This window comes from Streptosporangium sp. NPDC049376, assembly GCF_044466505.1.
Taxonomy (GTDB): domain Bacteria; phylum Actinomycetota; class Actinomycetes; order Streptosporangiales; family Streptosporangiaceae; genus Streptosporangium.
The window spans coordinates 20,763-46,131 of sequence record NZ_JBITMT010000003.1 but is presented as its reverse complement, the minus strand read 5'-3'; the positions used below and the strand labels follow the sequence as shown (position 1 = coordinate 46,131).

Annotated in this window: 27 protein-coding genes; 7 read left to right on the top strand and 20 right to left on the bottom strand. The window is 70.1% G+C overall.

Features of this window, described 5'->3' with window-relative positions; translation table 11 throughout:
• Positions 1-38: 38 nt before the first annotated feature.
• The 6 genes from ACIBVQ_RS09900 to ACIBVQ_RS09875 all read right to left on the bottom strand — a co-directional run bounded on the left by ACIBVQ_RS09900 (position 39) and on the right by ACIBVQ_RS09875 (position 6,059).
• Positions 39-2,003 (bottom strand): FHA domain-containing protein, encoded by a 1,965-nt coding sequence (locus ACIBVQ_RS09900; RefSeq protein WP_399176753.1) that lies wholly within the window; start codon positions 2,001-2,003, stop codon positions 39-41.
• 185 nt (positions 2,004-2,188) lie between these two features.
• On the bottom strand, positions 2,189-4,213 hold the full coding sequence (locus ACIBVQ_RS09895) for a serine/threonine-protein kinase (RefSeq protein ID WP_399176751.1): 2,025 nt from the start codon (positions 4,211-4,213) through the stop codon (positions 2,189-2,191).
• Between the two features lie 301 nt (positions 4,214-4,514).
• Entirely contained in the window at positions 4,515-4,745 is a 231-nt protein-coding gene (locus ACIBVQ_RS09890; protein ID WP_352011176.1) for a BldC family transcriptional regulator, read from the bottom strand.
• A 272-nt stretch (positions 4,746-5,017) separates the two neighbouring features.
• Positions 5,018-5,371 carry a hypothetical protein gene (locus ACIBVQ_RS09885; protein WP_399176748.1) on the bottom strand — a complete coding sequence of 118 codons (354 nt, stop codon included), beginning with the start codon at positions 5,369-5,371 and terminating at the stop codon, positions 5,018-5,020.
• Positions 5,368-5,706: a hypothetical protein gene (locus tag ACIBVQ_RS09880; protein WP_399176747.1), complete on the bottom strand. Its 339-nt coding sequence runs from the start codon at positions 5,704-5,706 to the stop codon at positions 5,368-5,370. The genes ACIBVQ_RS09885 and ACIBVQ_RS09880 overlap by 4 nt, the downstream gene beginning before the upstream one ends.
• Positions 5,703-6,059, bottom strand: coding sequence for a hypothetical protein (locus ACIBVQ_RS09875; protein ID WP_399176745.1), 357 nt, complete (start codon positions 6,057-6,059; stop codon positions 5,703-5,705). The genes ACIBVQ_RS09880 and ACIBVQ_RS09875 overlap by 4 nt, the downstream gene beginning before the upstream one ends.
• A gap of 188 nt (positions 6,060-6,247) precedes the next feature.
• Here ACIBVQ_RS09875 and ACIBVQ_RS09870 point away from each other — a divergent pair, with 188 nt between their 5' ends.
• Together ACIBVQ_RS09870 and ACIBVQ_RS09865 are read left to right on the top strand one after the other, a co-directional pair.
• Positions 6,248-7,573: a hypothetical protein gene (locus ACIBVQ_RS09870; protein ID WP_399176743.1), complete on the top strand. Its 1,326-nt coding sequence runs from the start codon at positions 6,248-6,250 to the stop codon at positions 7,571-7,573.
• The gene (locus ACIBVQ_RS09865) at positions 7,570-8,469 is read left to right on the top strand and encodes a phosphotransferase family protein (protein WP_399176741.1); all 900 of its coding nucleotides are present in this window, start codon (positions 7,570-7,572) and stop codon (positions 8,467-8,469) included. Before ACIBVQ_RS09870 ends, ACIBVQ_RS09865 begins: the two co-directional genes overlap by 4 nt.
• Before the next feature lie 577 nt (positions 8,470-9,046).
• Here ACIBVQ_RS09865 and ACIBVQ_RS09860 read toward each other — a convergent pair.
• Positions 9,047-9,664 carry a DUF6461 domain-containing protein gene (locus ACIBVQ_RS09860; protein ID WP_399176739.1) on the bottom strand — a complete coding sequence of 206 codons (618 nt, stop codon included), beginning with the start codon at positions 9,662-9,664 and terminating at the stop codon, positions 9,047-9,049.
• Positions 9,665-9,811: 147 nt separating this feature from the next.
• On the opposite strand from ACIBVQ_RS09860, the gene ACIBVQ_RS09855 reads away from it, so the two are divergent.
• The gene (locus ACIBVQ_RS09855) at positions 9,812-10,312 is read left to right on the top strand and encodes a DUF6010 family protein (protein ID WP_362781639.1); all 501 of its coding nucleotides are present in this window, start codon (positions 9,812-9,814) and stop codon (positions 10,310-10,312) included.
• Between the two features lie 275 nt (positions 10,313-10,587).
• Here ACIBVQ_RS09855 and ACIBVQ_RS09850 read toward each other — a convergent pair whose 3' ends face one another.
• The 6 genes from ACIBVQ_RS09850 to ACIBVQ_RS09825 all read right to left on the bottom strand — a co-directional run bounded on the left by ACIBVQ_RS09850 (position 10,588) and on the right by ACIBVQ_RS09825 (position 15,498).
• Complete coding sequence (locus tag ACIBVQ_RS09850) at positions 10,588-10,965, bottom strand: DUF742 domain-containing protein (RefSeq protein ID WP_352011185.1); 378 nt, start codon at positions 10,963-10,965, stop codon at positions 10,588-10,590.
• Positions 10,962-11,351, bottom strand: a complete 390-nt coding sequence (locus ACIBVQ_RS09845) for a roadblock/LC7 domain-containing protein (protein WP_184725372.1) — start codon at positions 11,349-11,351, stop codon at positions 10,962-10,964. Before ACIBVQ_RS09845 ends, ACIBVQ_RS09850 begins: the two co-directional genes overlap by 4 nt.
• 66 nt (positions 11,352-11,417) lie before the next feature.
• The gene (locus ACIBVQ_RS09840; protein ID WP_399176736.1) at positions 11,418-13,631 is read right to left on the bottom strand and encodes a nitrate- and nitrite sensing domain-containing protein; all 2,214 of its coding nucleotides are present in this window, start codon (positions 13,629-13,631) and stop codon (positions 11,418-11,420) included.
• Positions 13,632-13,774: 143 nt separating this feature from the next.
• On the bottom strand, positions 13,775-14,437 hold the full coding sequence (locus ACIBVQ_RS09835) for a DUF998 domain-containing protein (RefSeq protein WP_362781636.1): 663 nt from the start codon (positions 14,435-14,437) through the stop codon (positions 13,775-13,777).
• A gap of 223 nt (positions 14,438-14,660) precedes the next feature.
• Positions 14,661-14,882, bottom strand: coding sequence for a hypothetical protein (locus ACIBVQ_RS09830; protein WP_352011188.1), 222 nt, complete (start codon positions 14,880-14,882; stop codon positions 14,661-14,663).
• A gap of 169 nt (positions 14,883-15,051) precedes the next feature.
• Positions 15,052-15,498, bottom strand: coding sequence for a MarR family winged helix-turn-helix transcriptional regulator (locus ACIBVQ_RS09825; protein WP_399176734.1), 447 nt, complete (start codon positions 15,496-15,498; stop codon positions 15,052-15,054).
• Positions 15,499-15,573: 75 nt separating this feature from the next.
• Between ACIBVQ_RS09825 and ACIBVQ_RS09820 the strand changes: the two genes are divergently transcribed.
• Complete coding sequence (locus ACIBVQ_RS09820; protein ID WP_399176732.1) at positions 15,574-16,083, top strand: VOC family protein; 510 nt, start codon at positions 15,574-15,576, stop codon at positions 16,081-16,083.
• A 225-nt stretch (positions 16,084-16,308) separates the two neighbouring features.
• Here ACIBVQ_RS09820 and ACIBVQ_RS09815 read toward each other — a convergent pair whose 3' ends face one another.
• A complete protein-coding gene (locus tag ACIBVQ_RS09815) occupies positions 16,309-16,740 on the bottom strand; it encodes an Rrf2 family transcriptional regulator (protein ID WP_362912213.1) in 432 nt (143 codons plus the stop codon).
• A gap of 169 nt (positions 16,741-16,909) precedes the next feature.
• Here ACIBVQ_RS09815 and ACIBVQ_RS09810 point away from each other — a divergent pair, with 169 nt between their 5' ends.
• Entirely contained in the window at positions 16,910-17,671 is a 762-nt protein-coding gene (locus tag ACIBVQ_RS09810; RefSeq protein ID WP_362781627.1) for an ankyrin repeat domain-containing protein, read from the top strand.
• Positions 17,672-17,938: 267 nt separating this feature from the next.
• Here the strand turns inward: ACIBVQ_RS09810 and ACIBVQ_RS09805 are convergent, their stop codons facing one another.
• From ACIBVQ_RS09805 to ACIBVQ_RS09780, 6 genes are all read right to left on the bottom strand, one after another.
• A complete protein-coding gene (locus tag ACIBVQ_RS09805; RefSeq protein WP_399176729.1) occupies positions 17,939-18,424 on the bottom strand; it encodes a hypothetical protein in 486 nt (161 codons plus the stop codon).
• Positions 18,425-18,667: 243 nt separating this feature from the next.
• On the bottom strand, positions 18,668-19,615 hold the full coding sequence (locus tag ACIBVQ_RS09800) for a bifunctional 5,10-methylenetetrahydrofolate dehydrogenase/5,10-methenyltetrahydrofolate cyclohydrolase (protein ID WP_399176726.1): 948 nt from the start codon (positions 19,613-19,615) through the stop codon (positions 18,668-18,670).
• Complete coding sequence (locus ACIBVQ_RS09795; RefSeq protein ID WP_362912207.1) at positions 19,612-20,232, bottom strand: cyclodeaminase/cyclohydrolase family protein; 621 nt, start codon at positions 20,230-20,232, stop codon at positions 19,612-19,614. The genes ACIBVQ_RS09800 and ACIBVQ_RS09795 overlap by 4 nt, the downstream gene beginning before the upstream one ends.
• Positions 20,233-20,301: 69 nt before the next feature.
• Positions 20,302-21,255 carry a DMT family transporter gene (locus ACIBVQ_RS09790; protein WP_362912205.1) on the bottom strand — a complete coding sequence of 318 codons (954 nt, stop codon included), beginning with the start codon at positions 21,253-21,255 and terminating at the stop codon, positions 20,302-20,304.
• Positions 21,256-21,305: 50 nt separating this feature from the next.
• Positions 21,306-22,277 (bottom strand): asparaginase, encoded by a 972-nt coding sequence (locus ACIBVQ_RS09785; protein WP_362781619.1) that lies wholly within the window; start codon positions 22,275-22,277, stop codon positions 21,306-21,308.
• A gap of 90 nt (positions 22,278-22,367) precedes the next feature.
• Complete coding sequence (locus ACIBVQ_RS09780) at positions 22,368-23,561, bottom strand: cytochrome P450 (RefSeq protein WP_352011198.1); 1,194 nt, start codon at positions 23,559-23,561, stop codon at positions 22,368-22,370.
• A 220-nt stretch (positions 23,562-23,781) separates the two neighbouring features.
• On the opposite strand from ACIBVQ_RS09780, the gene ACIBVQ_RS09775 reads away from it, so the two are divergent.
• Positions 23,782-24,411 carry a TetR/AcrR family transcriptional regulator gene (locus ACIBVQ_RS09775; RefSeq protein ID WP_399176724.1) on the top strand — a complete coding sequence of 210 codons (630 nt, stop codon included), beginning with the start codon at positions 23,782-23,784 and terminating at the stop codon, positions 24,409-24,411.
• Positions 24,412-24,701: 290 nt separating this feature from the next.
• Complete coding sequence (locus ACIBVQ_RS09770; protein WP_352011200.1) at positions 24,702-25,355, top strand: sigma-70 family RNA polymerase sigma factor; 654 nt, start codon at positions 24,702-24,704, stop codon at positions 25,353-25,355.
• Positions 25,356-25,369 lie beyond the last annotated feature (14 nt).

The following is a 25,369-nucleotide window of genomic DNA, read 5'->3' as shown; positions in this document are numbered from 1 at the left end:
CATGCGTGGGGCCACCCCCCGCGCGCGGGGGGTGGCTCTCACTCCGCCTCGTTGTGGACCGGTTGAGGGCCCGTGGTTCCCGAGAGGTCGTGCGGTGCCGTCGTGGTGGGCCTCACGAACAGGGTCGCGTCGGCGGGGGACGGCTCCGCCGGGACCGGGGTGTCGAAGATGTCGATGTCCACCTCCTCACCCCCGACCGTCAGCGTGTCCCAGGCGCCGCTGACCACCAGGGACCGTACGGTCTCGCTCCGCAGCTCGCTCAGCCGCTCCAGCAGGGCCGCGTCGTCGGGCATGCCGGGGATTCTCGGGGCCAGGCGGGACCGGATCTGGCGCAGCCGGTCCATCAGGACGTCGATGTCGGCGTTCCTGTCCGCCCCGGCGGCGCCCTCTTCGAGGCCCTGGGCGATCTTGTCCTTGATGGCCCGGGTGACCCCCTGCTCGTCGGCGGCCACCATCGCGTTCCAGGCGCGGCTCTTGTGCCGGTACTGCAGCATCGACATCGCGGCCTCGTGGCGGACGAAGTCGGCGTCGCGGAACGGCCTGCCCCGCCAGTTGCGGTTGAGCGAGCGCGCCAGCGAGATGGCCGAGGCCAGTCCGCTGTTGAGCCCGCGTCCCGGCCAGAAGTGGATCGCGTTGGCCGCGTCCCCCAGGAGGAAGCCGTACGTGCCCGGGGTGGTCGAGGTCGGGAAGAACAGCCGGGAGGTGAAGCGGGGCCGCTGCACCATGTCCAGCCGGAAGCCGGTGACGGCGCTCACGTTGTCCTCGGTGATGCCGAAGAGGGTCAGCCCCTCCTGCACCCGCCTCCACAGCGCCGAGCCCCTGATCAGGGCGGGCAGGAACAGCGTCTGGTGCGTCGAGCAGTGGAAGTCGCCGCTCTCCGTCCGCTCCATCAGGCAGGGGTTGGAGGCGATGCACTCCTCGAACACCTGCCGGATGGGGTCGATGCCGATGACCTCCTTGGCCTCGGCGTCGGTGAGGCGAACGTTCAGGAACCCCTCGCCGCGCAGCGAGTTGAGCAGGAAGCGGTTCTGGGCCACGGTCAGCAGGACGATCATGGGGTCGGGCAGGTCGGACTTCACGCGGATGCCGAGCACCACGTCCTGGACGTGGTGACCGTCCAGCGAGTAGATCGACTTGTCGGCCTGCCCGAACCTGTCGCCGAAGTGTTCGCGGGTCCGGGAACGCCCGCCTTCGCAGATGGCCAGCACGTGGTCCTGCGCGATGCCGTCGCGGTGTGCGACCGGGTCGAGGTTCTCGGGGATCAGCCGGATGCGGTCGGCCTTCTCGTTCACCATGTCGAGGAGCACGTCCTCGACGTGGGCGATCCGGATGTTGCGCGGGCTGTAGCCGCGGATCGAGTCGGGGCCCGCCGGCCACATCTCGCTGTAGGAGCCGGTGGTGAACAGCCGTTCCTGGACGTCCTCCGGCAGGTTGAGATACTGGCGGCTCTGTACGGTCACCACCTGCTGGCGCCGGTTGTTGCCCTGGGCCGCGTTCCGCCACACGATCCGCGCCCCGTCCCGGGTCCAGCGGCCGTCGTACATCGTGATGGACACCCGGTGTCCCATGAGGTGTTCGAGCAGCAGGGCGAGGCTCAGCCCGACGGGCCCGCCGCCGGAGATCGTGACGTGCAGGACCTGTCCCATCCCGACGCCGGGCACGGCCCTGACGACCGTCGGGAGCATGGAGGCGTCGACGACGGTCTCCAGGTCGTCGAACGTCTCGAAACGGAACGTCTCGCCCCCGATGGAGATCGTGTCGCCGGGCTGGAGCACGTGGGAGGTGATCTTCCTGCCGTTGACCAGCGTCCCGTTGCGGCTTCCACGGTCCTGCAGCACGTAGTCGTCACCCTGGGCGCGCACCTCGGCGTGGAAGCGCGAGGCCCGCTCGCTGGTGATCACCACGTTGTTGTCGCCCCGGCGGCCGAAGGTCACCGGCTCTTCGCCGATCAGGAACCGCTGTCCGGTGAGAGGACCTTCGTGCCCGACGATCGCATACGGCATGGGGCCGTACTCCCCTCCGTCAAAAATCTCCAGCAGAAACCGGTTTGATCGTTTATCGTGTCACGCTTCGCCACACAGGAAAAGCCACAAAAACCCGACACATCCCACCTACGGCGCCTCCTGCGAACTTTGTTTCGGACTCCCGGTAATTCCATTTTCGGACATCGAAAAAATGGCGCGGAATTTCAGGACGCGGGTCCCAGGTCCCACACCCGCACGGCCGTGTCCCTGCTGCCGCTGACCGCGACGGCCCGTCCTCCGATCCGCGTGACCGCCACGCCGTAGACGGTGCTGGTGTGCCCGGTGAACGGCTCGCCGACGGGCCTGCGCGAGGTCAGGTCCCACAGGCGGACGCTCCTGTCCCAGCTCCCGGTGACGGCGACGGTACGGCCGCCCACCTGCCCGACCGCCACCGACGTGACGTTGCCCGTGTGACCGACCATCGGCTGCCCCACGGGCTGGTGCGTGGCCAGGTCCCACACCCGGACCGTGTCGTCCTCGCTGCTGCTCACCACCACGGGACGGCCGTCGAGCCGGGTGACCGCCACGCCGTACACGTCACCGGTGTGCCCTGTGATCGGCTCCCCGACGGGACGGCGCGTGGTCAGGTCCCAGACCCGGATCGTGTCGTCCACTCCACCGGTCACCGCGACCGGGCGTCCGTTCAGCTGCCCGACGGCGACCGCCCAGACGTCCTCGGTGTGTCCCTTCATCGGCTCGCCGACGGGTTGGCGGGTGGTCAGGTCCCACACCCTGACCGTGTCGTCGCCGCTGCCCGTGACGGCCACGGGACGTCCGTCCACCTGGGTGACCGCCACCGCGTAGACGTCCTCGGTGTGCCCCCTCATCGGGTCGCCGACCGGCTGTCGCGTCACCAGGTCCCAGACCCTGACCGTGTCGTCCGCGCTGCCGGTCACCGCCACCGGACGCCCGTCCACCTGCCCGATCGCGACCGCGCTGACGTCCTCCGTGTGCCCGCGCAGCGGATCGCCGACCGGCGTGCGCGTCGTCAGGTCCCACACCTGGGCCGTGTCGTCCGCGCTGCCGGTCACCGCCACCGGACGCCCGTCCACCTGCGCGGCGGCGACGGCCCAGATGTCGTCGCTCTGGGTGCCGACCACGCCCGGCACCACCGCCGCCGTCGCCGGGGCCGCGCTCGTCACCGGCTCCCTTGAGAAGGGCCAGAAGACCACCCCGAGCACGACGGCCACGACACCGGCCGCCGCGGTGATCCACCCGGCACGGCCACGCGGAAAGGAGCGCCGTACCGGCCGGTCCCCGGTGGAGATCATGTCCCGCTCGGCCGCCGGATTCGGCGTCACCGCGCCGGAGACCGCCGGTCCGTCCGGGGCGGGGGCGGGGCTCTCGGTGACGGTCTCCATCTCGTACGGCTCCGCCGGAATGCGGCCGGTCAGCATCGCCAGCACCTCACCGATCCCGGGGCGGTCCCTGGGGTCCTTGGCCAGGCAGGCGGCCAGCAGCGCGCGCAGCGGCTCGGGCACCCCGTCCAGGTCGGGTTCGCTGTTGAGGATGGTGCCCATGATCGCCGCGGCGTGATCACCGGCGAAGGCCCGGCGGCCGGTCGCCGCGTAGACCATGGTCGCCGCCCAGGCGAACAGGTCGGAGGCCGCGCTGGCAGGCTGGTTGGCCAGTTGCTCCGGGGCCAGGTAGGCGGGGGTGCCGACCAGCGCGGAGACCGTGGTCGCGTCGGTGCCCTCCAGGATGCGGGCGATGCCGAAGTCGATGACGACCGGCCCCTCGGGACCCATGATCACGTTGGTGGGCTTGAAGTCGCGGTGCACGATCCCGGCCCGGCGGATGGCGTCGAGGGCGGTCGCGGTGGCGATCGCCAGCCGTTCCAGACCGCTCCCCGTGCGGGGGCCGTCGGTGGCGACCAGCTCCTGGAGGGAGGGGCCGGGCACGTACTCGCTGACCAGGTAGGGCCGTCCCTCGCTGAACCCGGCCTCAAGGACCGTGGCGGTGCAGAAGGCCGCCACCTGCCGCGCCAGCGCGACCTCGCGCTCGAAGCGCCGCATCTCGGTGGTGTTCTCGACCACGCGCGCGTGCAGGACCTTCACCGCCACCTGCTGCCCGGAGGGGCCCCGGCCCAGGTAGACGGTGCCCTGGCCGCCGCTGCCCAGCACTCCGAGCAGGTCGTGGACGCCGATGCGCCGGGGGTCGGTCGCCTTCAACGGTCCTGCGTCGGGCACCGCTACCGTCCTTTCCCACCGGATGCCCACGGGCGCCCGACGGAGCCATCCGGCCGCGCAGCCGGGACCCTCACAACGCGTCGATCATGCTCTGCGAAAGACACATTTGACCGACAAATCCGACGCGCATGACGACTTTCCTCGGGGCAACAATACGAGCCGGATCACATCCTCGGTACACCACGGCCACACCGGCACGCGATGTATGGACCTCGCGTCATGAGGTTTATTACTTTTTATCCTCCTAAATGGGATTTATCACCAAACCGAATTGAGAGGGGGATTTCGCGGAGACAGCCGGTCAGGAGCCCTGGGAACCGTCCAGCAGAGCCCTGATGTCGTTCTCCCGGTAGCGTCGCTGCCTGCTGGGGGTCCGCACCGAGGGGATGCGGCCGGTCAACGCCCACCGGTTGACGGTCTTGGGGTCCACGCCGAAGATCCGGGCGACCTCGCCGGGCGTGAGAAGCCGTTCGGTCGTTCCGGCCTCGGTGATAAAGGTGCCATCGGGGGCGACGGCCTTGAGGGGGGACATGGAGGGCTCCATGGGGGTCAGTAGCGGCTGCGGTGGGGGCGGGTGCCCGGCCCCGAGCCGGGGAGCATGCGGCCGGGCACCCTGGAGGAGGACCGGCCTTCCTTATAGGAAGACCGGTGCGCCAGACGGCTCCCTCTTCCCCAGCACACTCGGCGTGTGTGGGAGCCGTCTTGCGAGGGTGTGCGGCCCAGGTCCCTCCCACCTGAGCCGCACGTTCACGAGGTACGGCGAGCGGCGGGTGGGATGACTTCCTCCGCCCGCCGTACCGGCTTCTAGGAGCGCAGCAACCTGCGCAACGCCGTGGACCGACCCGGCGCGACGGCGTGAACGGCCCGGGAGATCCGGGCGGTCTGGAGGGCGTGGGCGGCTCGGGCCTGCAAGGCGCGGGCGACGGCGACGGCCTGGATACTCGGCGGCACCACCGGGGACACCTGAGCGGCCAGCTTGCGATCCAGCTCCTCGGCGGACCCGGCCCGCACCAACAACACCTCCCCGGCGTACGGCCTGCCGGGCAGAACACCTCGGTAGGCGCTCCACAGGCCGGAATGCGAACTGTGGAAGACCAACCAGTCCGGATGAGCCCGCTGCAAACTGTCACAGCTGGGATCCGCGACCCCCGGCATCATGCCGCCCTCCTCGCCGACCGCAACCGTCGCCTCCCGGCCGATCTCCGCTCCCTGAAGGTCGGCATCCGCAGGGTCAGAAGCGCCTCGGCCTCACGCATCCGCCGCTCCAACCCCTCGGCGGTGGTGTCGCTGACGATCACCGGCTGCGGAGCAGGCCACGAACACAACCCGTAGAACCGGCGCGTCCCCAGGCTGTAGAGCACCGTCCATCCGGCCCACGCCTGGTTGAGGCTCTCGGCCTCCGCGCGGGCCGGGCCGTCCCACACCCGCCGATACACCAGGCTGTACGGCCGCCCGTCACGATGCCGTCCACCCGGCCGAGATGACCCGATCACGAGGACGCCCCCTCCGCCGACGCGGCACCCTTCACCCCGGGAGCCGGGAGACGGGCCAGATGCTCGACGATCTGACGGGCGGCCTCCTCCACCTGCTCCACCGGAACCTGATGAGCCCGCTCGTTCCGGTGCTTCCAGAAGAAGTCCCGCTCCCGAAGATCGGTCCAGATCACGAACTCCATCGAGGGCACCTCCAGCAACGGAGCCCCGTCGTCACACCGGAACACCACCTCCACCCGCGACCGGCCAAGCAACCCCTGAAGCCGACGCAACTGCGGCGCCTTGGGGTCGTAGAAACCCTCACTGACCTTCCGACGCAGAGCATCGGCCATGGGCGTACCGAGTGGGAACACGAGCGGGACTCCTCACGAGGTTGTGGGCCTGGCAGGGCGATTCCCCCTCACCATCGACCTTCGCGGGCCGTGTGGGAACACCAGATCAGCGGGCAGTCAAGGGGCAGATCAGGGGCAGATCGGCGGGCGCACTTTCCTGGCCTATGCGACGATGCGGCTGCGTGTCACTCTCGGAAAGGAGCGGCTCGATGCCGGACCGTAACGATGCTTTGCGTGAGGCTCGGGAACGCCTGCTCTCCCCGGTGGCTCCTGGTCAGCCCACCAGCCGACAGGAGCTGGCCGATCTCGTCAACGCCTGGATCTACCAGAGGCACCAGCGCGTGACCTGTCTGACCGCGAACTATCTGGGGAAGCTGGAACGCGGTCTGGTGCGCTGGCCTCAGGCGGACTACCGGGAGGGGCTGCGAGCGGTCCTGGGAGTCGAGACCGACGCGGCTCTGGGGTTCTGGCGGGCGAGGAAAGTGGACATCGCGCCGGAGACAAGAGACGAGGGAGATGTGAACCGCAAGACGTTCTTTCGCACGGTGCTGGGTGCTGCTCTGTCCGTCTCGCTGACTGACCTGTCCCAGTTGGGACGTGCTGTTGAGATTCCCAACACTGTGCAGGCGGCCGACATCCACGAGCTTCGGGTTCTCGCCGGAGTGTTCTCGGCGTGGGATCACACCTATGGCGGCAGCCTCGTGCGTGAGGCCGTCAACGCTCAGCTGCGCTACTCGGTGTCGCTACTGCAATGTGCCACCTGTCCGCGTTCGCTGCGCGAGGAGCTGTACACGGCGGTCGGGTGGCTCGCCCACTCTGGAGCGGCCATGGCGTTCGATGCCTACGCTCATGACGACGCTCGCAAGATGTTCCGCTTCGCCCTGTCCTGCGCGGAGGAGGCGCAGGACTGGCATCTACGAGCCAAGGTTCTGTCGCTCATGGCCCGGCAGGCCATCTGGTGCGGCGACGCCGACGACGGGCTGACCCTCGTCGAGCTCGCCCTGGTCCGCGCCGATCGGCTTACTCCCGCCGAGCGCGCCATGCTGTACACCGCCCGTGCTCGTGCGACCGCGAAGCTCGGCATGCCGGAGGAGACGCTGAAGTCGGTAGGTCGCGCCGATGACCAGTTCTCCCAGATCCGCCCGGCGGACGAAGCGCCGTGGATGCGCTACTACGACGCCGCCCAGCACGCCGGTGACACCGGCCATGCCCTTTTCGATCTGGCCGTACAGATCGACGGCCGGTACGCGGCGGATGCCTCAACACGGCTCAGCGCCGCCGTCGAGGGACACATCGCGCCCTACGTCCGCTCCCGCGCGATCAGCGGCATCAAACTCGCCTCCCTCACCATGGCGACCGGTGACCCCGACCACGCCGCGACGATCGGCAAGGCGGCGCTCATCGACGCGGGCCGGATACGTTCACGCCGGGCACGAGACGATATGCGAGAGTTGAACCGCATCGCTCTTCCGCACCAAGCGCGAACACCCGTCGCCGAGCTTCGCCACCAGATCCGGACGGTGATCCAGGCATGACCCTCGCCCACGAGGTGGAGACCGAGGCCAGAGCCGTACTCGAAGAGGCCTGCCGTACTGCCGAGATCGACACCGTCGGGGCGGAACTGATGCGTCTGGGCGAGAACGCCCTCTACCGGCTGCCCGGCGGGATCGTCGCCCGCGTCGCGCGGGCCGGGCAGGTCGCCGCAGCCACCCGCGAGGTGCGCATCGCCCGCTGGCTGGAAACCCACCAGGTGCCCGCCGTCCACACCGTGCCCGGTCTCGACCAGCCGGTCGATGTCAACGGCCGCGCGGTCACCTGGTGGCGGGAACTACCGCCCCACCGGCACGGCACCGCCGTGGAGGTCGCCGCCGCCCTGCGCCGCCTCCACGACCTGCCGATCCCGACCGACTTCGACATCGGCAGACTGGACCCGTTCGTCCGGCTCACCGAACGGATCGACCGGGCCTTCACCCTGACCGAAGACGACCGGCAGTGGATGCGGGAGCGACTGGCCGAGCTACGCACCCGCTGGCGGACGCTCCCGGCCGGGCTGCCCGACAGCGTCGTGCACGGCGACGCCTGGATCGGCAACGTCGTGGGTACCGACGACGGCCGGGTGGTACTGCTCGACCTGGAACGTTGCTCGGCCGGACCACCCGAATGGGACCTGACCTCCACCGCCGTCAAGACCTTCACCCTGGCCGGAATCAGCGGTGAGGACTACCGCAGGTTCGTCGCCTCCTACGGACACGACGTCGTCACCTGGCCGGGCTTCGAGACCCTGCGCGACATCCGCGAGTTCCGCATGACATGCATGGCCGCCCAGGTCGCCGGGGAGAACCCGGCCCGTCACCCGGAGATCGCCCACAGACTCGCCTGCCTGCGAGGAGAACGTGGCCCCCGCCCCTGGACCTGGGAACCGGTACCGTAACCCGACCCAGGAGAACACCCACTTGCCCCGTCCCCGGCGACCGGTCATCCCGATCGCTGTTTCCCGCTCCGTAGGGCTACGCTACGGAAACGTTGATGGACTCGACCAAGCGCAAAGATGATCAACGCTCTGACCTGCACCGCTGCACTACCGCCGGACCGCCGCAGAAACCACGTATCCCGCTTCCACAGCGCCCGGCCTGACCTGGGACTTTACCCTCGGGTCGCTCATCACCCTGAAGGGTTCGCAACCCTGGATCGACGGCCACGCCTGACGGACGTAAGCGGTCGCTCATCACCCTGAAGGGTTCGCAACAACCGCAGGCGCGTGTTCTCGACGACCTGGTCACGTCACTCATCACCCTGAAGAGTTCACGGTTCCCCGCGTTGTGGGCGGTTACCGGTTGGGGTCGGAGGGTCGGCCGCGGCGCGGGTCTCTGTCCTGGCGCGGCCGAGTCCCTGCGGATAGGCGTCAGCCTTCGGTGGGACAGCCTGGCCACGAGGACGGCCGCTGTGATGTTCACCAGGACGAACAGAGAGACCGTCACCCGCACTGCGGGGAACCCTCCAGGGGGCCGTCAATCAGGGTCGCCGGCCGGTACGACATACGTGGTGTGTGTGGCCTCCAGCCATTCTCTGTCGATGCGGTGGCCGACCATTCGGCCGATCGCGGTCAGGGCGGATGTGAGGCTTTCACCGGGCTCGACGGCGGGTTCTCCTGGGATGTCGTCGTCGATGTTGAAACGGAGACCGTAGAGGTACGGGTCGAGGGCGTTCGGATCGGTGCCGGACCGTTCGCCGGTGTCGAAGATGTCAATGACCGTGATCAGCTTCCCGTCTTCGGCGAATTTCAATGTGTTCTCACCATGAAGATCCCAGCGGATGGCCAGAGCGCGCCTGCCACATCGTGACAGCGCGAGCAGCGCTTCATCCTCCGTGGAACGGTGGTCACCGATGACCAGAATCCAGTCACCGACCTGCCCTGCCAGCAGACCTGCCGCCTCTTCGCCTCCTCCGTCGGAACCCGTCCCCCACCCGAGAAAACCGTCCCGCGTCCCGGAGGCCGGATCGCCGTTCAAAATGACGACCGCTTCCTCGACAGGGATGGACTCCACCCAGACGGCGTGGAACTGCTGCATCGAAACGTCACTGGGATCGTACGAGCGGAGCAATTGATACAGGTCGTCTGCCGTCACGGATTCAGCCTCCTCCGCGAATCATTCTGCCCGGCCTTTCAGGGTCGTACGGCCCGCGTACGGCGCACCCGGCCAAACGCGTGAGACCTTCCCGGAACTCCGGCCCGGTCGCCGACGACTCCTGAGGTAAAGACAGGAGGGCCGAGTATGGGCGGACGGGTGTGGGTGAAGGCCGGGTGGGCGCTCTACGTCGTGGTGGTCATGGTGGCGATGTCGTACGCCATCGGGGCCGTGGCGCGGGCCGGGTTGCTCGTGGTGGCGGCGGCGCCGTTGGGGGTGGTGCTCGTCCTGGCGCTGTGCCGGTTGCCCGGCAGGACCGAACTGGCGGCCTGGAGCGCCGTCACCGTGGGGATTCTCGCGCCGACCTACCTGGCCGGTGGCGGGGTGGAGTACGCGGCGTCCGGGGTGGTGGTGGCACTGGCCCTGCTGGGGGTGTTCCGGTCGCCGTGGTTCCTGGTGGCCGCCTGGGTGCTGCACCCGGTGTGGGACGTCGTGGTGCCCCGTCATCTTGAGCCGCCGCTGACCGACCTTCCGACGGCCTGCGTGCTGTACGACCTGTTGGTCGCCGGTTACCTGGCCTACCGCGCCCACCGTGGCGGTTTCGCGAAGGGCGTCAGGTCACCCGAGGAGGCGGGAACCCGGGGCTGAGGCCGTCGCGTTCTCCAAGAGTCGTCTCTTCGAGGAAGCGGACTGTGACCGGAGGAAGCCTGTCACTCAGGGCGCGTTAGTCGTCCCGGTGTGACCATCTGTATCGACGGGGTGGGCTGACCACCCTGGTCTGCGCGTTCAGGGCGTAGCCCGAAAAGACCTGAGAAGCCGGGAGGAGCTTTCCCCGTGCCCTCCGACGGTGCACGGGGCCTCCGAAGTCGTCCTGGGTCGTACGGCCGGCCACCCCACCCCCGCCGGGCCGTACGGGAAGGACGTTACAAGGCCCGCAGGCCGCTGATCACCTCTCGCAGCAGCCCCTCCGCGGGAGAGGTGTTGGCGGGAAGCGGGGAGCGCACGAGGATCAACCCCTGGTCGAGCAGGTCGCCGAGGAGGACCTTGATCACGCCGATCGGCAGGCCCGACTCAGAGGCGACCTCGACGATGGGCCTGGTGCGCTTCATCAGGCCGAGCAACCGCCGGTGCTCCGAGCCCAGGTGTGAGCCCGCGGAGATCACCGAGCCGTTGGCGACCACCATGGACAGCAGGTCGAACGCGGACGAGGACGTCGAGGTCGCGGTCCGGCCGCCGGTCAGCGCGTAGGGACGGACGACGGGCCCGGCCTCCTCGTCGACCCACTCGACGTCGTCGCTCATTGGCCCGCCACCCGGGGTGCGGTGGCCAGATGCTGGCCGACACGGGTCACGAGGCGGGCCATCTCGTAGGCGATGAGGCCCACGTCCGCGGCGCCGCTGGTCATGACGGCGAGGCAGCTGCCCTGGCCCGCCGAGGTGACGAAGAGGAACGCCGAGTCCATCTCCACCATGGTCTGCCGTACGGCGCCGCCGCCGAACTGCATGCTTGTCCCCTTGGCGAGGCTCTGGAAGCCGGAGGCGACGGCCGACAGGTGGTCGGCGTCCTCCTTGCTCAGACCTCGGGAGGAGGCCATCATCAACCCGTCGTTCGACAGGATCAGCGCGTGGGAGACGTCCGCCACACTCGTGACGAAGTCATCCAGAAGCCAATAAAGCTCACCCGGCACGTGCTCAAACCCCTTCCCCTGTGACGATCACACTCGGTGCGATCCTCGGTTCACTACCCCAGCTCATCATTCGGCACCGCCGTCCTCGCTCTCGGCGCGTCCGCGCCGCCATCCCGACTGGAAGGAGTTCAGCAGCGCCCGAGCCTCCTCGGGCGAGCGCTCGGTGGCGCCTGAGGTCTGGTCGTTCTCCTGGCGCTGGTCGTCCTGGCGCAGGCCCGGTGAGAGGTTCGCCTGGCGGACCCTGCGGGGCAGCCCGGTGCCGCGCCGTACCGACGACTTCCACAGGTCCGCGGGGACCGGCAGCACCGGTTCGGTGAACCGGTGCTCCGCGGACACCGGGGGCAGCGCGGCGACCGGCGGCATGTGCTCGGCCCTGAGCGGCACGACCGGCTCGACGGGCTCCGGGTCTCCCAGGAGGTGCTCGGGAAGCAGGATGACCACCCCGGTCCCGCCGTACGGCGAGGGCCGCAGCGTCACGTTGACCCCGTAGCGGGCGGCGAGCAGGCCGACGACCGCGAACCCGAGGCGGTCGGTCTCCGACGGGTCGAACTCGGGCGGGCTGGCCAGGCGCTCGTTGATGGAGGCCCGCTTCTCGGCGGTCATGCCCAGGCCCCGGTCCTCGATCTCGATCGCGAACCCGCGGCCGACCAGCTCACCGCGGATCGACACCTCCCCTCCCGGAGGGGAGAAGACGGTGGCGTTCTCGATGATCTCGGCGAACAGGTGCATCATGTCCGCGACCGCGCTGCCGATCAGGGTGGTGCCCGACATGGGGTAGACCCGCACCCGGGCGTAGTCCTCGACCTGGGCGGCGGCGCCGCGCAGCACGTCCTCCATCAGGACGGAGGAGCGCCACTTACGGCCGGAGGCCCCGCCGGACAGGATGACCAGGCCCTCGGCGTGGCGGCGCATGCGGGTGGTCAGGTGGTCGAGCAGGAAGAGGTTCTCCAGGGCGGCGGGGTCCTCGGCCTGCTTCTGCATCCCGTCGAGCAGTTTGAGCTGACGCTGCAGCAGGGACTGGCTGCGCCTGGCGAGGTTGCGGAAGGACTGGGCGACGCCCTCTCGCAGCTTGGCCTGGTCGACGGCCGACTGCATGGCGCGCTGCTGGACGCTGTCGAAGGCGGCGGCCACGTCGTGGACCTCCGCCGTGCTGCCCAGCGGTTCGAGCGGCGGCGCCTCGACACCGACGTCCACCGGCTCGCCCCTGCGGAGCTTCTCCATGACGCGGGGCAGGCGCACCTCGGCCACCTCCATGGCGGCCCTGCGCACCCCGGCGAGCTCGCGGGTGAGCCCGCTGCCGACCCGGTAGGAGACCAGCAGCGAGGCGACGACGGCGACGAGGCCGAGCGCGCCCGCGATTCCCGCCCTGGTGAACGTCGTCGCGGCGGACGGGGCCGCCCGGTCGGCCAGGGAGAGGGTGACGGCGGTCAGCGCCCGCTCGTAGACGGCCTCCAGGTCGTCACCCGCCGAGCGCCACTCGGTGGCGGGGATGAGCTCCCCCTCCTGGATGGTCTCCTCGAAGCCGGTGTACCTGGTGTAGATCGTCGAGGTCATCATCCCGGCGAACGGCAGGCGCAGCCTCGGCTCCAGGTCGGGCAGGGCCTGTTCGAGAAGGAAGACCCGGTTGGTGGCGAGCTGGTTGAACAGCTGCAGCTCACTCGGCGACATCGGGCGGCCCAGGCCCAGCACCCCGGCGGCCAGCGCCCGCTCGCGGCTCATCAGGTCCTTGGCGTAGCTGACCATGCCGAGGCTTCGTGACTGCTGGAAGAGCGGCAGGTCGTTGTTGAGGCTCATGATGCTCGACAGCCGGTTCAGCGCGTCGGGCACCAGGGAGAAGTCCCTGGAGAGGCCGACGAGGCCGATCCTGCCGCCGTCCACCTTGACGCGGGTCCCGTCGAGGGCGTTGATCCGGGTCATCACCTCGTTGAACCGGATGCGCATGTCGGGGGTCATCGCGGACTTGGCCGACTCGGTGTTCGTCCGCTCGCGGAAGCGCTGGCGTGCCTGGTTGGTGATGTTCCGCTGTACGGCCAGGGCCGACCTGGCCGAGTCCGTGCGGGAGGCGAGGTACTCGGCCGAGAGCAGGTGTTCGTGCTGCAGGGCGTTGTTCAGCTCGTCACCGGGTTTGCCGACCGTGTCGTACAGGGTGGAGACCGTGAGCAGGCTCATCGAGTCGCCGACCGTCACGGTGGCCGCGAATCCCCACAGGGCGAGCAGCGAGATGATCGGGATCGCCAGGAGTGCCGAGATCTTGAACCTGATGGGTCTGCTCGATGCCATGTCACCTCATCGGTTCGGTCCCGGAGCGCCGAAGTGGGGGGCTCCGGACGACCTCTAGATCGCCGACGAGGATAGCACTGACAAGCCTGTGTATTCGTATCCTATTTGTGACATGTCATGAATTAGTAAAGCAAAGTGACAAGTCAGCCGAGCGCGGCCTGGGACGCGCGGGCGGTCCTCCCGGCCCGGCTCAGGTGCGCCAGCCGTACGGCGAGCACCGCGACCAGGGCGATCTCGGCGGCGAGCAGCACCCACTCGGCCAGCCCGATGAAGACGCGGTCGCCGGGGAGCGCCACGTAGGTGACCGCGACCAGCCCGAAACCGCAGGCCAGCGCCAGCCACTCGACCGGCCTGGCCACCGCCTTCCACCGCTCGTCCTCCCCGAGGCGCGTGACCATCAGCGCGCCCGCGACGGGCAGCGCGACGAACGCCACCGCCGAGGCGTAGCCGTGCACCTGGTCCCGCATCCAGTCGTCCAGGGCGCCCGCCGAGCCGGGAACGCCCGCGGGCACGAACGCCATGACGGTCAGGGCGCCGCTCCACACCGCGAGCAGACGTTCGACCGCCGTCCCCAGCGGGGCCCTGGCCGCCCGCAGTCCCGCGACCAGCGCGAGGGAGGCGACCGCCAGTGAGATCATGGCCAGCTCGGTCGTCCCGTTGCCCTCGACCGCGGCGTACTCGCCGATCGTCAGGGCGAACGGGTCGGAGTGGGTGGTCGCGACGACCTGTCCCACGACCATGGACCCGACGGCCACCGCGATTCCGGCGCAGGCGACCAGCGGGTAGAGCCTTCTCAACGCGAGCATGCCCCAAGACTGTCCCGGAAGGGGCCCCTGACACATCCGGCGCCGCCCCTGATCCGACCCTGAGCCGCCCCTGATCCCGGCCCGTTGTGCACAGGCTGTGGACAACCACTCCGCACACCCTGTGGAAACCCCGTGCCAGCTGGGGAAAGTCATCCACAGGCCTGTGGACGGAAAGGGCCGCCCCGTGCCGCCTGTGGGCGGAGGCGGGACGGCCCACCCTGGTCTACAGCCCGGACGGGTCCCGGCCGACGCTGATCTCCTCCGCGATCCTGCGGATGCCGTGGTCGTCCATCCCCGGCACCCCGGCGAGCCTGCCGCGCAGGACGGCGATCACCTGGGAGACGTCGGCCCCCGCGTACCGGACCGCCACCTCGTGGACGGTTCCGAAGAGCGCGCGGTTCGCCTCGTGCTCACCGTTCGCCCGCCTCAGAGAACTCTCCGCCATCTCCGCATCCCCCTGTTGAGCCGATCGGTCGGGGGAAACGGTACGACGGACGGCCCCGGGACGGGGACGGACCCGGCTGGATTCTCCTTCTGTTCCCCGCCCCTTCCAGCGCCTCGACCGGACCGGGCCGTACGGCACGGCGGGCGTGTCGCCGGACCGGCGAGGAGGTTCACCCCCGGTCGTCGAGCACCGCGGAGCAGATCTCCATGAGCCGCTTGACCTGCTCGGAGTCGACCCGGTCGAACAGCACGCGCCGTACGGCCTCGACGTGGCCGGGGGCGGCGGCGGTGAGCGCGGCGAACCCCCCATCGGTGAGCTCGGCCCAGCTGACGCGGCGGTCGGCGGCGCAGGGCACGCGCCGTACCCAGCCCCTCTCCTCAAGACGGGACACCGCGTGTGAGAGCCTGCTCTGCGAGGAGTTGAGCTCGGTGGCCAGATCGCTCATCCGCATCCTGCGATCCTTCGCCTCGGACAACTTCACCAGGATGATGTAGTAGGTGTGCGGCATACTTGAGTCGCGTTGCAGCTGGCGGTCCAGTTCCTCGTGGATGAACTGTGAGGCCCCCATGAAAGCGCGCCACGCGCGTTGCTCTTCGTCGTCAAGCCATCTGGTCACGAGGCCCACTTTACTTGAACTTTCAAGCATACGGGGATAGTGTACTTGAGAGTTAAAGTTTTTCGGGGAGGAAACATGCCGGTCCAGCGGCTCAACCACGCCGTCCTGTTCGTTCGCGACGTCGAGCGCAGCGTCGCCTTCTACCGGGAGGCCCTCGACTTCCGGGTCGTCATGGGCGGCCGGGGCTCGGCGTTCCTGCAGGCCCCCGGATCGAGCAACGACCACGACCTCGGCCTGTTCGAGATCGGCGCCCAGGCGGGCCCCTCCGGCGCCGGGCGGACGACCGTCGGGCTCTACCACCTCGCCTGGGAGGTCGACACCCTCCAGGAGCTTGAGCGCATCGCGGTCAAGCTCACCGAGATGAACTCCCTCGTGGGCGCCTCCGACCACTCGACCACCAAGGCCCTGTACGCCAAGGACCCCGACGGGATCGAGTTCGAGGTGTCCTGGCTCGTGCCCGCCGACCTGATCACCGAGGAGACGATGCAGGGCCGCAGCCACATCAGGCCCCTCGACCTCGCCAGGGAGAAGGAGCGCTACGGCGCGCAGACCCGGGGCGGCCTCGGGGTCTCCATCCCCGTCTGAGACACGGAGGGCCCGGCCGACCCAGGGGATCGGGCCGCCCTCGGGGCCGGTCCGGCACCCGGGACCGACCGCCCTCCAGGGCCCCGGCCACCCGCCGTGGTCCGGCCGGACCCTCAGAGGGCCCGGCCGACGTCCGGGGCCGGGTTCCGGCGCTGCCGGCATGCCCCGGTCCGTCAGGGAACCCGGCACGGAAAGCGCGGTGACGGCGCGCCCGGCACCCGTCCCTCAGGCCGTCTGCCGCCGCGGGACCTCGGCCCCCTGGGACTCCAGGAGGGTGGCGAGGCTGACGCTGTCCACCACGGCCCCGATGGAGGCCTCGACGTCCAGCCAGACGGCGCGCAGCGGCACCGCCTCGCCGAAGTAGACGATGTCGGCCGTCGAGAAGCCCCGCACCGAGGTGAAGCCTCCGCCGACCGCCCGAAGGATGTCGCCGACGAAGACGGCCTCCGCCCTCCTGGCCAGCGTGAACCCACCCTCGTTGCCCCGCTGGGCGAAGACGAGGTTGGCCCGCCGCAGGTCGGTCAGGATGCCCCTCAGGAAGCTCGGCGGGATCTTCTGAGCCCGGGCCAGCGTCTCCGCGGTGACCGAGGCCGGGTCATGGGCCGCGATCACCAGCATCGCGCGTATGGCGTAGTCACTGCGGGCCGTGACATGCATCCGAAGATCCTCCCGATGACGTGAACCGATGATCGGCGACCTCTGGGCGGGGCTCAATAAATCTACTATCTCTATGGGTTAACCATGAATTATCGCCACAGTCAGAAATGGAGATCATCACCGGGAAAACCCATAGATCACGGACACTTCGCCACGCACAATGAACCGCATGACAGGGGAGCGACTGGTGACGGCCGCGGCGACCGGGGACGCCGAGACGGTCGGGCGGCTACTCGACGACGGCCTGGCCCCGGACACACCCGATCCGTACGGCTCCACGGCCCTCTACCGCGCCGCCGTACACGGGGACGCGGGCATCACGCGGCGGCTCCTGGCGGCCGGAGCCGACCCCGGCCTTGAGAGCGGGGGCGAGCACGAGGGGCTCCCGCTGTGCGCCGCCGCGTCCTGGGGACACGCCGAGACGGTGACCGCGCTGCTCGACGGCGGCGCCGACCCCGACCAGCGGGAGCACGCCGAGGAGAACGCGATGACGGCCCTGCACTGGGCCGTGGCCGGTGGGCACCTGGCCGTCGTCGAGGCCCTGCTCGCCCGGGGCGCCGATTCCGCCGTCCGCGACTCCGCGGGCGGCACCGCCCTCTGCCGTGCCGTGACGTACGGCGCGGCGGCCGTCGTCAGGGCGCTGCTCGACGGCGGCGCCGATCCGGAGCTGCCCGACGGTCAGGGGCGGCGCCCTGTCGAACTCGCCGAACTGCGCGCCGGGCACGACGTCGAGGCCGAGGCCCTCGCGCGGGCCACGGAACACGCCCCTCCCGGGGCGCGGATCACCGTCCGCCGGGAGGAGGCCGAGGGAGGGGACGCGCTGCTCGTGGTCGAGGTGCGCGACGCCACCGGCGCCCCGCGCTCGGAGTCACGCACGGGCACCGGCCAGGCCGAGATCCTCGACCTCCTGCGAACCCGTACGGCCTCATGACCCGCCGGCCGTACGGGCTTCATCCCGGCGAAGAACGCGAGGGGCTCCGGCGGGACATCGAGTGGGCAGCGGTTCGGCCGCGCCGCGCGCCGGGCGTCTCGTCTCACGCACCGTTCACGCGCCATGAGGATCCTGACGGTGCGGGCGGAGTCCACCGCCCTGGTGAACTCCGCCCGCACCGCCACTCCGAGAACACAGACGGTCACGACCGCCGCGTCGGACTATCTTGCGTCCGGCCGCTTCCGCCCTGCGAGGAGACCGGCAGATCTAGGGGCATTCGCCGCCCCACCGCTGGTCGGACAGGATTTGGTAGAGGGATGAGCGCAAATACACCCACGACCCCTGGTTGAGGGTCGTCCCCACGTTGAAGTGCAGGCACTTGGTCTTCCCCGCGTGTTCGAAGTAGTAGTGGTCGAGTCCGCGCTTCGCGTTTCCGTTGTTGACGACGTAGTAGGACGTGTTCGCTTTCAATCCGTAGTGGCTCAGCGTGCCGTAGGACGAGTCGACCATGTCGTTGTCCGCCAGGCTGCCCTCATAGAGGCAGACCTGCCCGGAAAGGCATCGAGCCAGGTTGTCTCCGGCCAGTGCGGTGCCCTGCGTGACCGTGAGCGCGAGTACTCCCGCCACGAGGGTGACGAACGCGACGCGGAAAGGTCCGGCACCGAAGAACCTGCGCCCCGACCGGATTCCGGATTCGACGTTCACGGCCGCGGCGCCCGTCGTCGGCGCGTCCACGATGGTTGGTTTTCTCATCAGGATGTCTCCTGTCGGTCGCCTGGAAAGGTCGGCCCGCCGGGCGGATAACGGCAGGCAGGGGCCAGTGTCAGCGGCCGACGGATTGTCTGGAACCCCGATTCGCCACCTGGACAAAACCAATCGCGGTACTGACGGGCGCGGAGTCGGCCCATTCCACCGGGCCCGGGATCGTCACCCGGTTCCGGCCTGAACGGGGGCACGCGCGTCGACGGCCGTCACTTGGTGTGAGGGCCGAAGGGGTCACCGGCCTTCGGTCAGGGTCTCCGCGGCCTGGACCGTGTGAGCCAGCAGGAGGGCGGTGGTCACCGGTCCCACGCCTCCCGGCACGGGTGTCAGCGCCGAGGCCCTGGTCGCCACGGCGGGGTCGACGTCGCCCGCGAGGCCGCCGTCCTCGGTCTGGTTCGTGCCCACGTCCACGACCACCGCGCCGGGCCGTACGTGGTCGGGGGTGACGAGCCCGATCCGGCCGACGGCCGCGACCAGGACGTCGGCCGCCGAGGTGACCGCGGCCAGGTCGGCGGTCCGCGAGTGGCACACGGTCACCGTGGCGTCGCGGTCGAGCAGCAGGTGGGCGGCGGGCTTGCCGACCACCGTCGAGCGGCCGACCACGACCGCGTGCCGGCCCGCGAGCGGGACGCCGTGGTGGTCGAGGAGCCTGACCACCGCCTCGGCGGTCGCGGGCGCGAAGGCGGGCAGTCCGGCGGCCAGGCGACCGAGGGAGAGCGGGTTGGCGCCGTCGACGTCCTTGGCGGGGACGATGGCCGAGGCCAGGTCCTCCAGTTTCGTCCCCTTCGGCAGCGGGGTCTGCAGGATGATCCCGCTCACCCACTCGTCGGCGCTCAGCGCCTCAAGACGGTCGCGGATCTCGCCCGCCCCGGCCCTCGGACCGAGATCGGCGACCTCGCACTCGATGCCCACCTTGCGTGCGGCGTTCACGATGGAGCGCACGTACCAGGCGCTGGCCTCGTCGTCGGTGGCCGTGACGACGGCCAGGCGCGCCGGGCGTCCCCGGGCGACGAGGGCCGCCGCCCGCTCCGTCGCGTCGGTCCGGATGGCCGTGGCGAGCCCCCGCCCGGACAGTTCCCGCGCCGAACTCGCCGAACTCCCCGCACCTGTCACGTTCTCGACGCTCCCCCGGCTCTCGACGCCCGGCACGTTCCCCGCACCCGACAGACCCTCAGTACTCATCGGCTGATCTCCTCGCGGACGGTCGCGGTGACCCGGTCGGCGTCGGCGGCCAGGGCGTCGACCCCGGCGATCCTTCCGGCCAGTTCGGCGCGGACCGCCTCGTCCCGGATGCCCCCGAGGTTGATCTCGACGTTGACCCTGGCCGTGGTCGCGGCGGCCCTGGCCGCCTCGGCGGCGGCGGCCACGTCGGTGATGACGTTGCGGTTGCCGACGGGCAGCAGTTCCCCGGCCAGCTCGACCAGGCGGCGAGCGACGTCCACGGTCTCCGCGGGTGGCCCGGCCGCGGCGGCCAGCGCTCCGGCGATCGCCGCCGAGCGGGCCGTACGCTCCTGGTCGGTCTCCTTCGGCAGCCGGTAGGCGTCGGTGACCGCGGTGAACGCCGCCGCGTCCTCCTCGGCGAGTTCGAGCGCGCGTTCCCGCAGCGTGTCGGCCTCCGTCAGGATCCGCCCGATCAGCCGCTCGTGCCCGGCCTGCTTGGGGCCGTCGCTGTAGCGGGCGACCATGCCCAGCAGCGCGGCGGCCTGCGCGGCGTGCAGGGCCGCGCCGGCTCCCCCGCCGGGGGCGGGTACCCGGGCCGCCAGGCTCCGCAGAAAGTCACCGATCGTCTGGTCTCGCATCCGCGCCTCCCGAGTCACCCGGGGCGGGTGCGCCCCCCGTCCCCGTGGATCACGCAACGGGCTGACACGTTACCGGGACCGTACCGCCCGCACCGAGGACGGGGTGGTGGCACGCGGGCCGCCGCGGGAGACGGCGACGCCCGCCAGGCACAGCAGGCCGCCGGCCAGGGTCAGCCAGCCGGGCACCTCGCCGAGCACCGCCCAGGCCATCAGGACCACCAGGGCGGGGACGATGTAGGTGGTCGCGCCCATCTTCCCCGCGGTGGTGCGGGCCAGCGCGTAGGCCCAGGTGGTGAAGGCCAGGGCCGTCGGGAAGACGCCCAGGTAGACGACGTTCAGCGTGGCGGCCGGTGGGGCGGCGGCGACCTGCTCGACCAGCTGCCCGGCGAACGGCAGGCAGACCACGGTGCCGACGAGACAGCCGAAGGTGGTGACCTGAATGGCGGAGCCGTGCCTGAGGGCCGGCTTCTGGCAGACCACCCCGGCGGCGTACGTCACGGCGGCGAGCAGGCACAGCAGGACGCCCAGGATCGAGGCGCGGCCCGCGCCCGACATGGAGACCCCGACCACGGCGGCCCCCGCGAAGGAGACCGCCATCCCGGCCAGCAGGCGGCGCGGGAAGCCCTCCCGCAGCATCCAGCCGCCGAGGAGCGCGATCAGGATGGGGCCGATGTTGACGAGCATGGCCGCGGTTCCGGCGTCCACCTCGTGCTCGCCCCAGTTCAGGGCGACCATGTAGAGGCCGAACCACAGCACGCCCGAGCCCAGGATGCCGGGCCAGGCACCCCGGGACGGCAGTCCCCCGCCGCGCGCAAGCCAGATGACGAGGAGTACGGCCGAGCCCGCGAGCAGGCGACCGAGGGCCAGGGCTCCGGGGCCGAAGTACTGGGCGGCGTCGCGGATGGCGACGAAGGCGGAGGCCCACAGCAGTACGGTGACCCCCGCCGCGGCCAGTGCCCGGCGGTCGATCCGGTCGTCCGATGTAGTGATTTGCCCCGTACCCGAACCAGCGGTCTGTTCCATACCCGAACCCTAGGATGTGGACATTTCACTCCACATCTAAGTTTCCCTGCTCAAAGTCTGGCGAACCAGTCGCGCACCGCGTCGACGCCGCCCGTTCCTAGGGCGACCATCAGCGCGACGCGCGCCTTGGCCGGGCTGAGGCCGTACGCGCCGACCGCGCCCACCTTGGCGGCCAGGACGGCGCCCAGGCCCAGTTCGTCGAGGGGCGCCCTGCGGGTGCGGGCGCGGGAGGTGACGACCACCGGGATGCCCCACCCGGTCAGCTCGTCGATCGCGGTGAGCAGGCTGACCGGTATGTTCCCCGCACCGGTTCCCTCGATCACGACGCCCCTGACGCCCGCGTCCACGAGGGCGGTGAGCGCCGCGGTGTCCATGCCCGGGTAGGTCTTGACCAGGGCGACGTCCGTCTCCGGGTCGCCCGCGACCGTCGGCGGCCTGCCCGGTGGGAGCGTGGAGATCACGGCCCGTCCCCCGTGCACGTGGCCGAGCACCGGTTCGGGGGCGGAGGACATGGCGCACACGCCCGTCGCGTCGGTCATGGTGACCCAGCGGGCGGCGTGCAGTTCGTCGTTGACGCACACGACGGCGCCCACGCCGCACAACGCCGGGTCGGCCGCGGCGGCCAGGGAGGAGGCCAGGTTGCGCGGGCCGTCCGGCGACAGGGCGTCGAAGGGTCGCGTCGCGCCGGTCAGGACGATCGCGCCGTGGTGCGCGGCCCGCCCGGCGAGCAGGTCGGTGAGGAAGGCCGTCTCCTCGACGGTGTCGAGACCGTGGGTGATCACGACACCGTCGAAGCCCCGGTCGAGAACGGCCTCCCGGGCCTTGCGGGCGAGCAGCAGCATGGTCGAGGGGGACATGTCCCAGCTCGGCTCCGCCTGGACGTCCTCGGCCACCACCTCGGCCGTGAGCGTGCCGGGCGGCAGTGTTTCGAGGAGCCGCGCGCCCGAGGCCACCCCTGGGCTGCGGGGATCGGTCGAGTAGGCGATGGTGTCGCCGGTCGCCAGCAGCAGCACACGCCCCACCGCACGGTCCCTTCGGTTCTCCGAACTGTCCACAGCCTTTATAGCCCATAGATAACCCCATATGGGGTTATCTATGGGGTCATTCGGTTTCTACCAGGCGACCGGCAGCCGGTGCACGCCGTAGATGGCCATGTCGGAGCGCATCGGCACCTCCTCGGCCGGTACGGCGAGGCGCAGGCCGGGCAGCCGTTCGAGCAGGGCCGGGATGGCGATGCGCATCTCGTTGCGGGCGAGCTGCTGGCCCAGGCACTGGTGGATGCCGTGGCCGAAGGACAGGTGTCCGCCCGACTGCCGGAAGACGTCGAAGTCGTCCGGCCGCTCGAAGCGCTCGGGGTCGCGGTTGGCCGCGGGCAGCGAGACCGTCACCGTCTCACCAGCCCTGATCGTCTGCCCCTCGATCTCCACGTCCTCGACGGCGCCCCTGACCGTGAAGTCGATGATGCTCAGATAGCGCAGCAGTTCCTCGGCGGCCCCCGCCGCCAGGGAGGGGTCGGCACGCAGCGCCGCCAGCTGCGGGGGGTTGCACAGCAGCGTGTAGGTACCGAGCGCGATCATGTTCGCCGTCGTCTCGTGCCCGGCGACCAGCAGGAGCAGGGCGATCCCGGTGATCTCGTCGTCCGTCAGCTCGTCGCTCTCCGCCAGGCCGCCGAGCAGGTCGTCGGTCGGCTTCGCGCGCTTGCTGAGCACCAGTTCGTGCAGGAAGGTCAGCAGGTCGGTCACCGCCGCCAGCTTGCTCTCCTTCGACTCCTCCCGGCTGACGATCACCGCCGAGTCGTGCTGGAAGCGGTCGTGGTCGGTGTAGGGGACACCGAGCAGCTCGCAGATCACCAGCGAGGGGATGGGCAGCGCGAACGCGCTCACCAGGTCGGCGGGCGCCCCCTGACGCTCCATCTCGTCCAGCCGCGCGGCGACGATCTTCTCGATCCTCGGTTCGAGCTGCCGCATCCTGCGCACGGTGAACTGGCCGGTCAGCAGCCGCCGCAGGCGGGTGTGGTCCGGCGGGTCCATCCGCAGGAAGAAACCGGCGGGCATCGGAAGCTGCCGCTGTTCGACCATGTGCGGCAGCGCCGGGTGCTGGGCCTCGACCCGGCTGCTGAAGCGGTTGTCGGCCAGGATCGCGCGGACGGCCGAGTGGCTCGTCGCCAGCCAGCCGATGTGGCCGTCGGCGTAGGTCATGCGGCGGATCGGGGCCTCCTGGCGCCAGACAGCCAGCTCAGGAGGTGGATCGAAGGTGTCGTGACGAGCCACGGAGAGGGTCACGGGGCCGAGATCGGCTTTGTGCACAGCGTGCTCCTTCGAAGTGGGACGCGCATGTTCGCCTCCACAAAACCTCACTGAGAGAAAAATTGCAACCCATGAAGATAAGCGTTCGATGCAGTATTTTTTCACCCGGCGTCGCCCGCCCCGGGACCGGTGGGACGCCTGACCATTGCGCACACAGGTTTGACCACCCCAAAACCGGCGCTTAGCTACGTCCACCTGCGACAACGACTTGAATCGAACCATGACTTCTGCGGATGAGCAGCAGAGCGAGGCGGTCATAGAGTTCGCGACCCGGCTTTTCGCCGCGTTCGGGTATGACGGCACCACCCTGCAGGGACTGGCAGAGGCCATGGGCTTCGACCTCGAATGGCTGCACGAGACGTTCGGCGACAAACGCGCGCTCTACCTCGCCGTCATCGAGCGGACGAGCCGGGCCCAGCGGACCGTCGTCGAGGGGGCGCTGGCGTCGTTGCCCGCCCGCGACGCCGCCGGGGTCGCCGAGGCCATGCACGCCCTCGTGGACGACTACCTGGAGCTGTGCCTGTCCAACCCGCAGATCCCGGCGCTGTGGATGCACCGCTGGCTCGGCGACGCCGCCGACATCCCCGACCTGGAACAGCGGTACGCCATTCCGATCATCAACCTCACCCGGGACGCGCTGCGTACCGCCGTCAGGGACGGGCTCATCGAGGGGGACACCGACCTGGACCTGCTGGTGCGGACGCTGGCCTGGAGCATGTACGGCTTCCTGCACGGCGAGGCCCTGGCCCCGCCCGATCCGCCCGATCCGGACAACCCCAGGACGAAGCCCCGCCTGCGGGCCCATCTCCACCAGTTGGTCGACCGCATGCTGCGGCTCCCCGAATCCTGAGAACGTTTCACCAACGGACGGGAAATTTCAGGAACGTCCCGAAATAACGGTGTAACACCTGGGCGTGCCGGGGAACCGTACAGCCTGGACCGCACCCTCTTCGGTGCCTTCTTGCGCGTTCCTCCGGCGCTCCCCCGCGGCCCCCGCGGGGAGGTGTCGGACCGGCCGTGGACGGGAACCCTCATCCTCGCAGTCGGTGGCGCCTCGGGGGCGCCGGACGGTCCAGGCACCTTCTCGTGTCCACGGGCACGAGAGCGGCGTCCCAGACGCCCGACCGCAAGGAGGCGATCGTGGAGTCCTTCACGGGCAGCAGGCTCCCCCCGGATGACGTCGTCGTCGCGGCGCTGCGCGCCGGGGACGAGGCGATGTTCGCGGCCCTGCTGGACACCTGGTCGAGGGGCATGCTCTGGCTCGCCCGCTCCCACGTGTCGACCAACGACTCCGCGGAGGAGGTCGTGCAGGACACCTGGCTGGCGGTGATCAGGGGCATCGACGGCTTCGAGGGTCGCTCCTCCGTGAAGACCTGGGTCTACCGCATCCTGGTCAACACCGCCAGGAAACGAGGGCTGCGCGAGAACCGCACGGTACCGTGGAGCAGCGCCTTCGAACATCGGGAGGAGCCGGTCGCCGACCGGTCGCTCTTCCAGGGGCCCGACGACCCGTTCCCCGGGCACTGGAAGAACGTCCCCTCGGCCTGGTCCACCCCCGAGGGCGAGGTGCTGGCCGCCGAGGTGCGCGACCTGATCGCGGCGGCCCTGGCTGAGCTTCCCCCACGGCAGCGCGCCGTCATCACACTTCGCGACGTCGAGGGGTGCACCTCGGAGGAGGTCTGCGAGATCCTGGAGATCTCCGCGGCCAACCAGCGGGTTCTGCTGCACCGCGCCCGCGTGGCGGTGCGCGGACGCCTGGAGGATTATTTCGAGACGGCGAGGCGGTCGGCGTAGTGAAATCGGTTCGG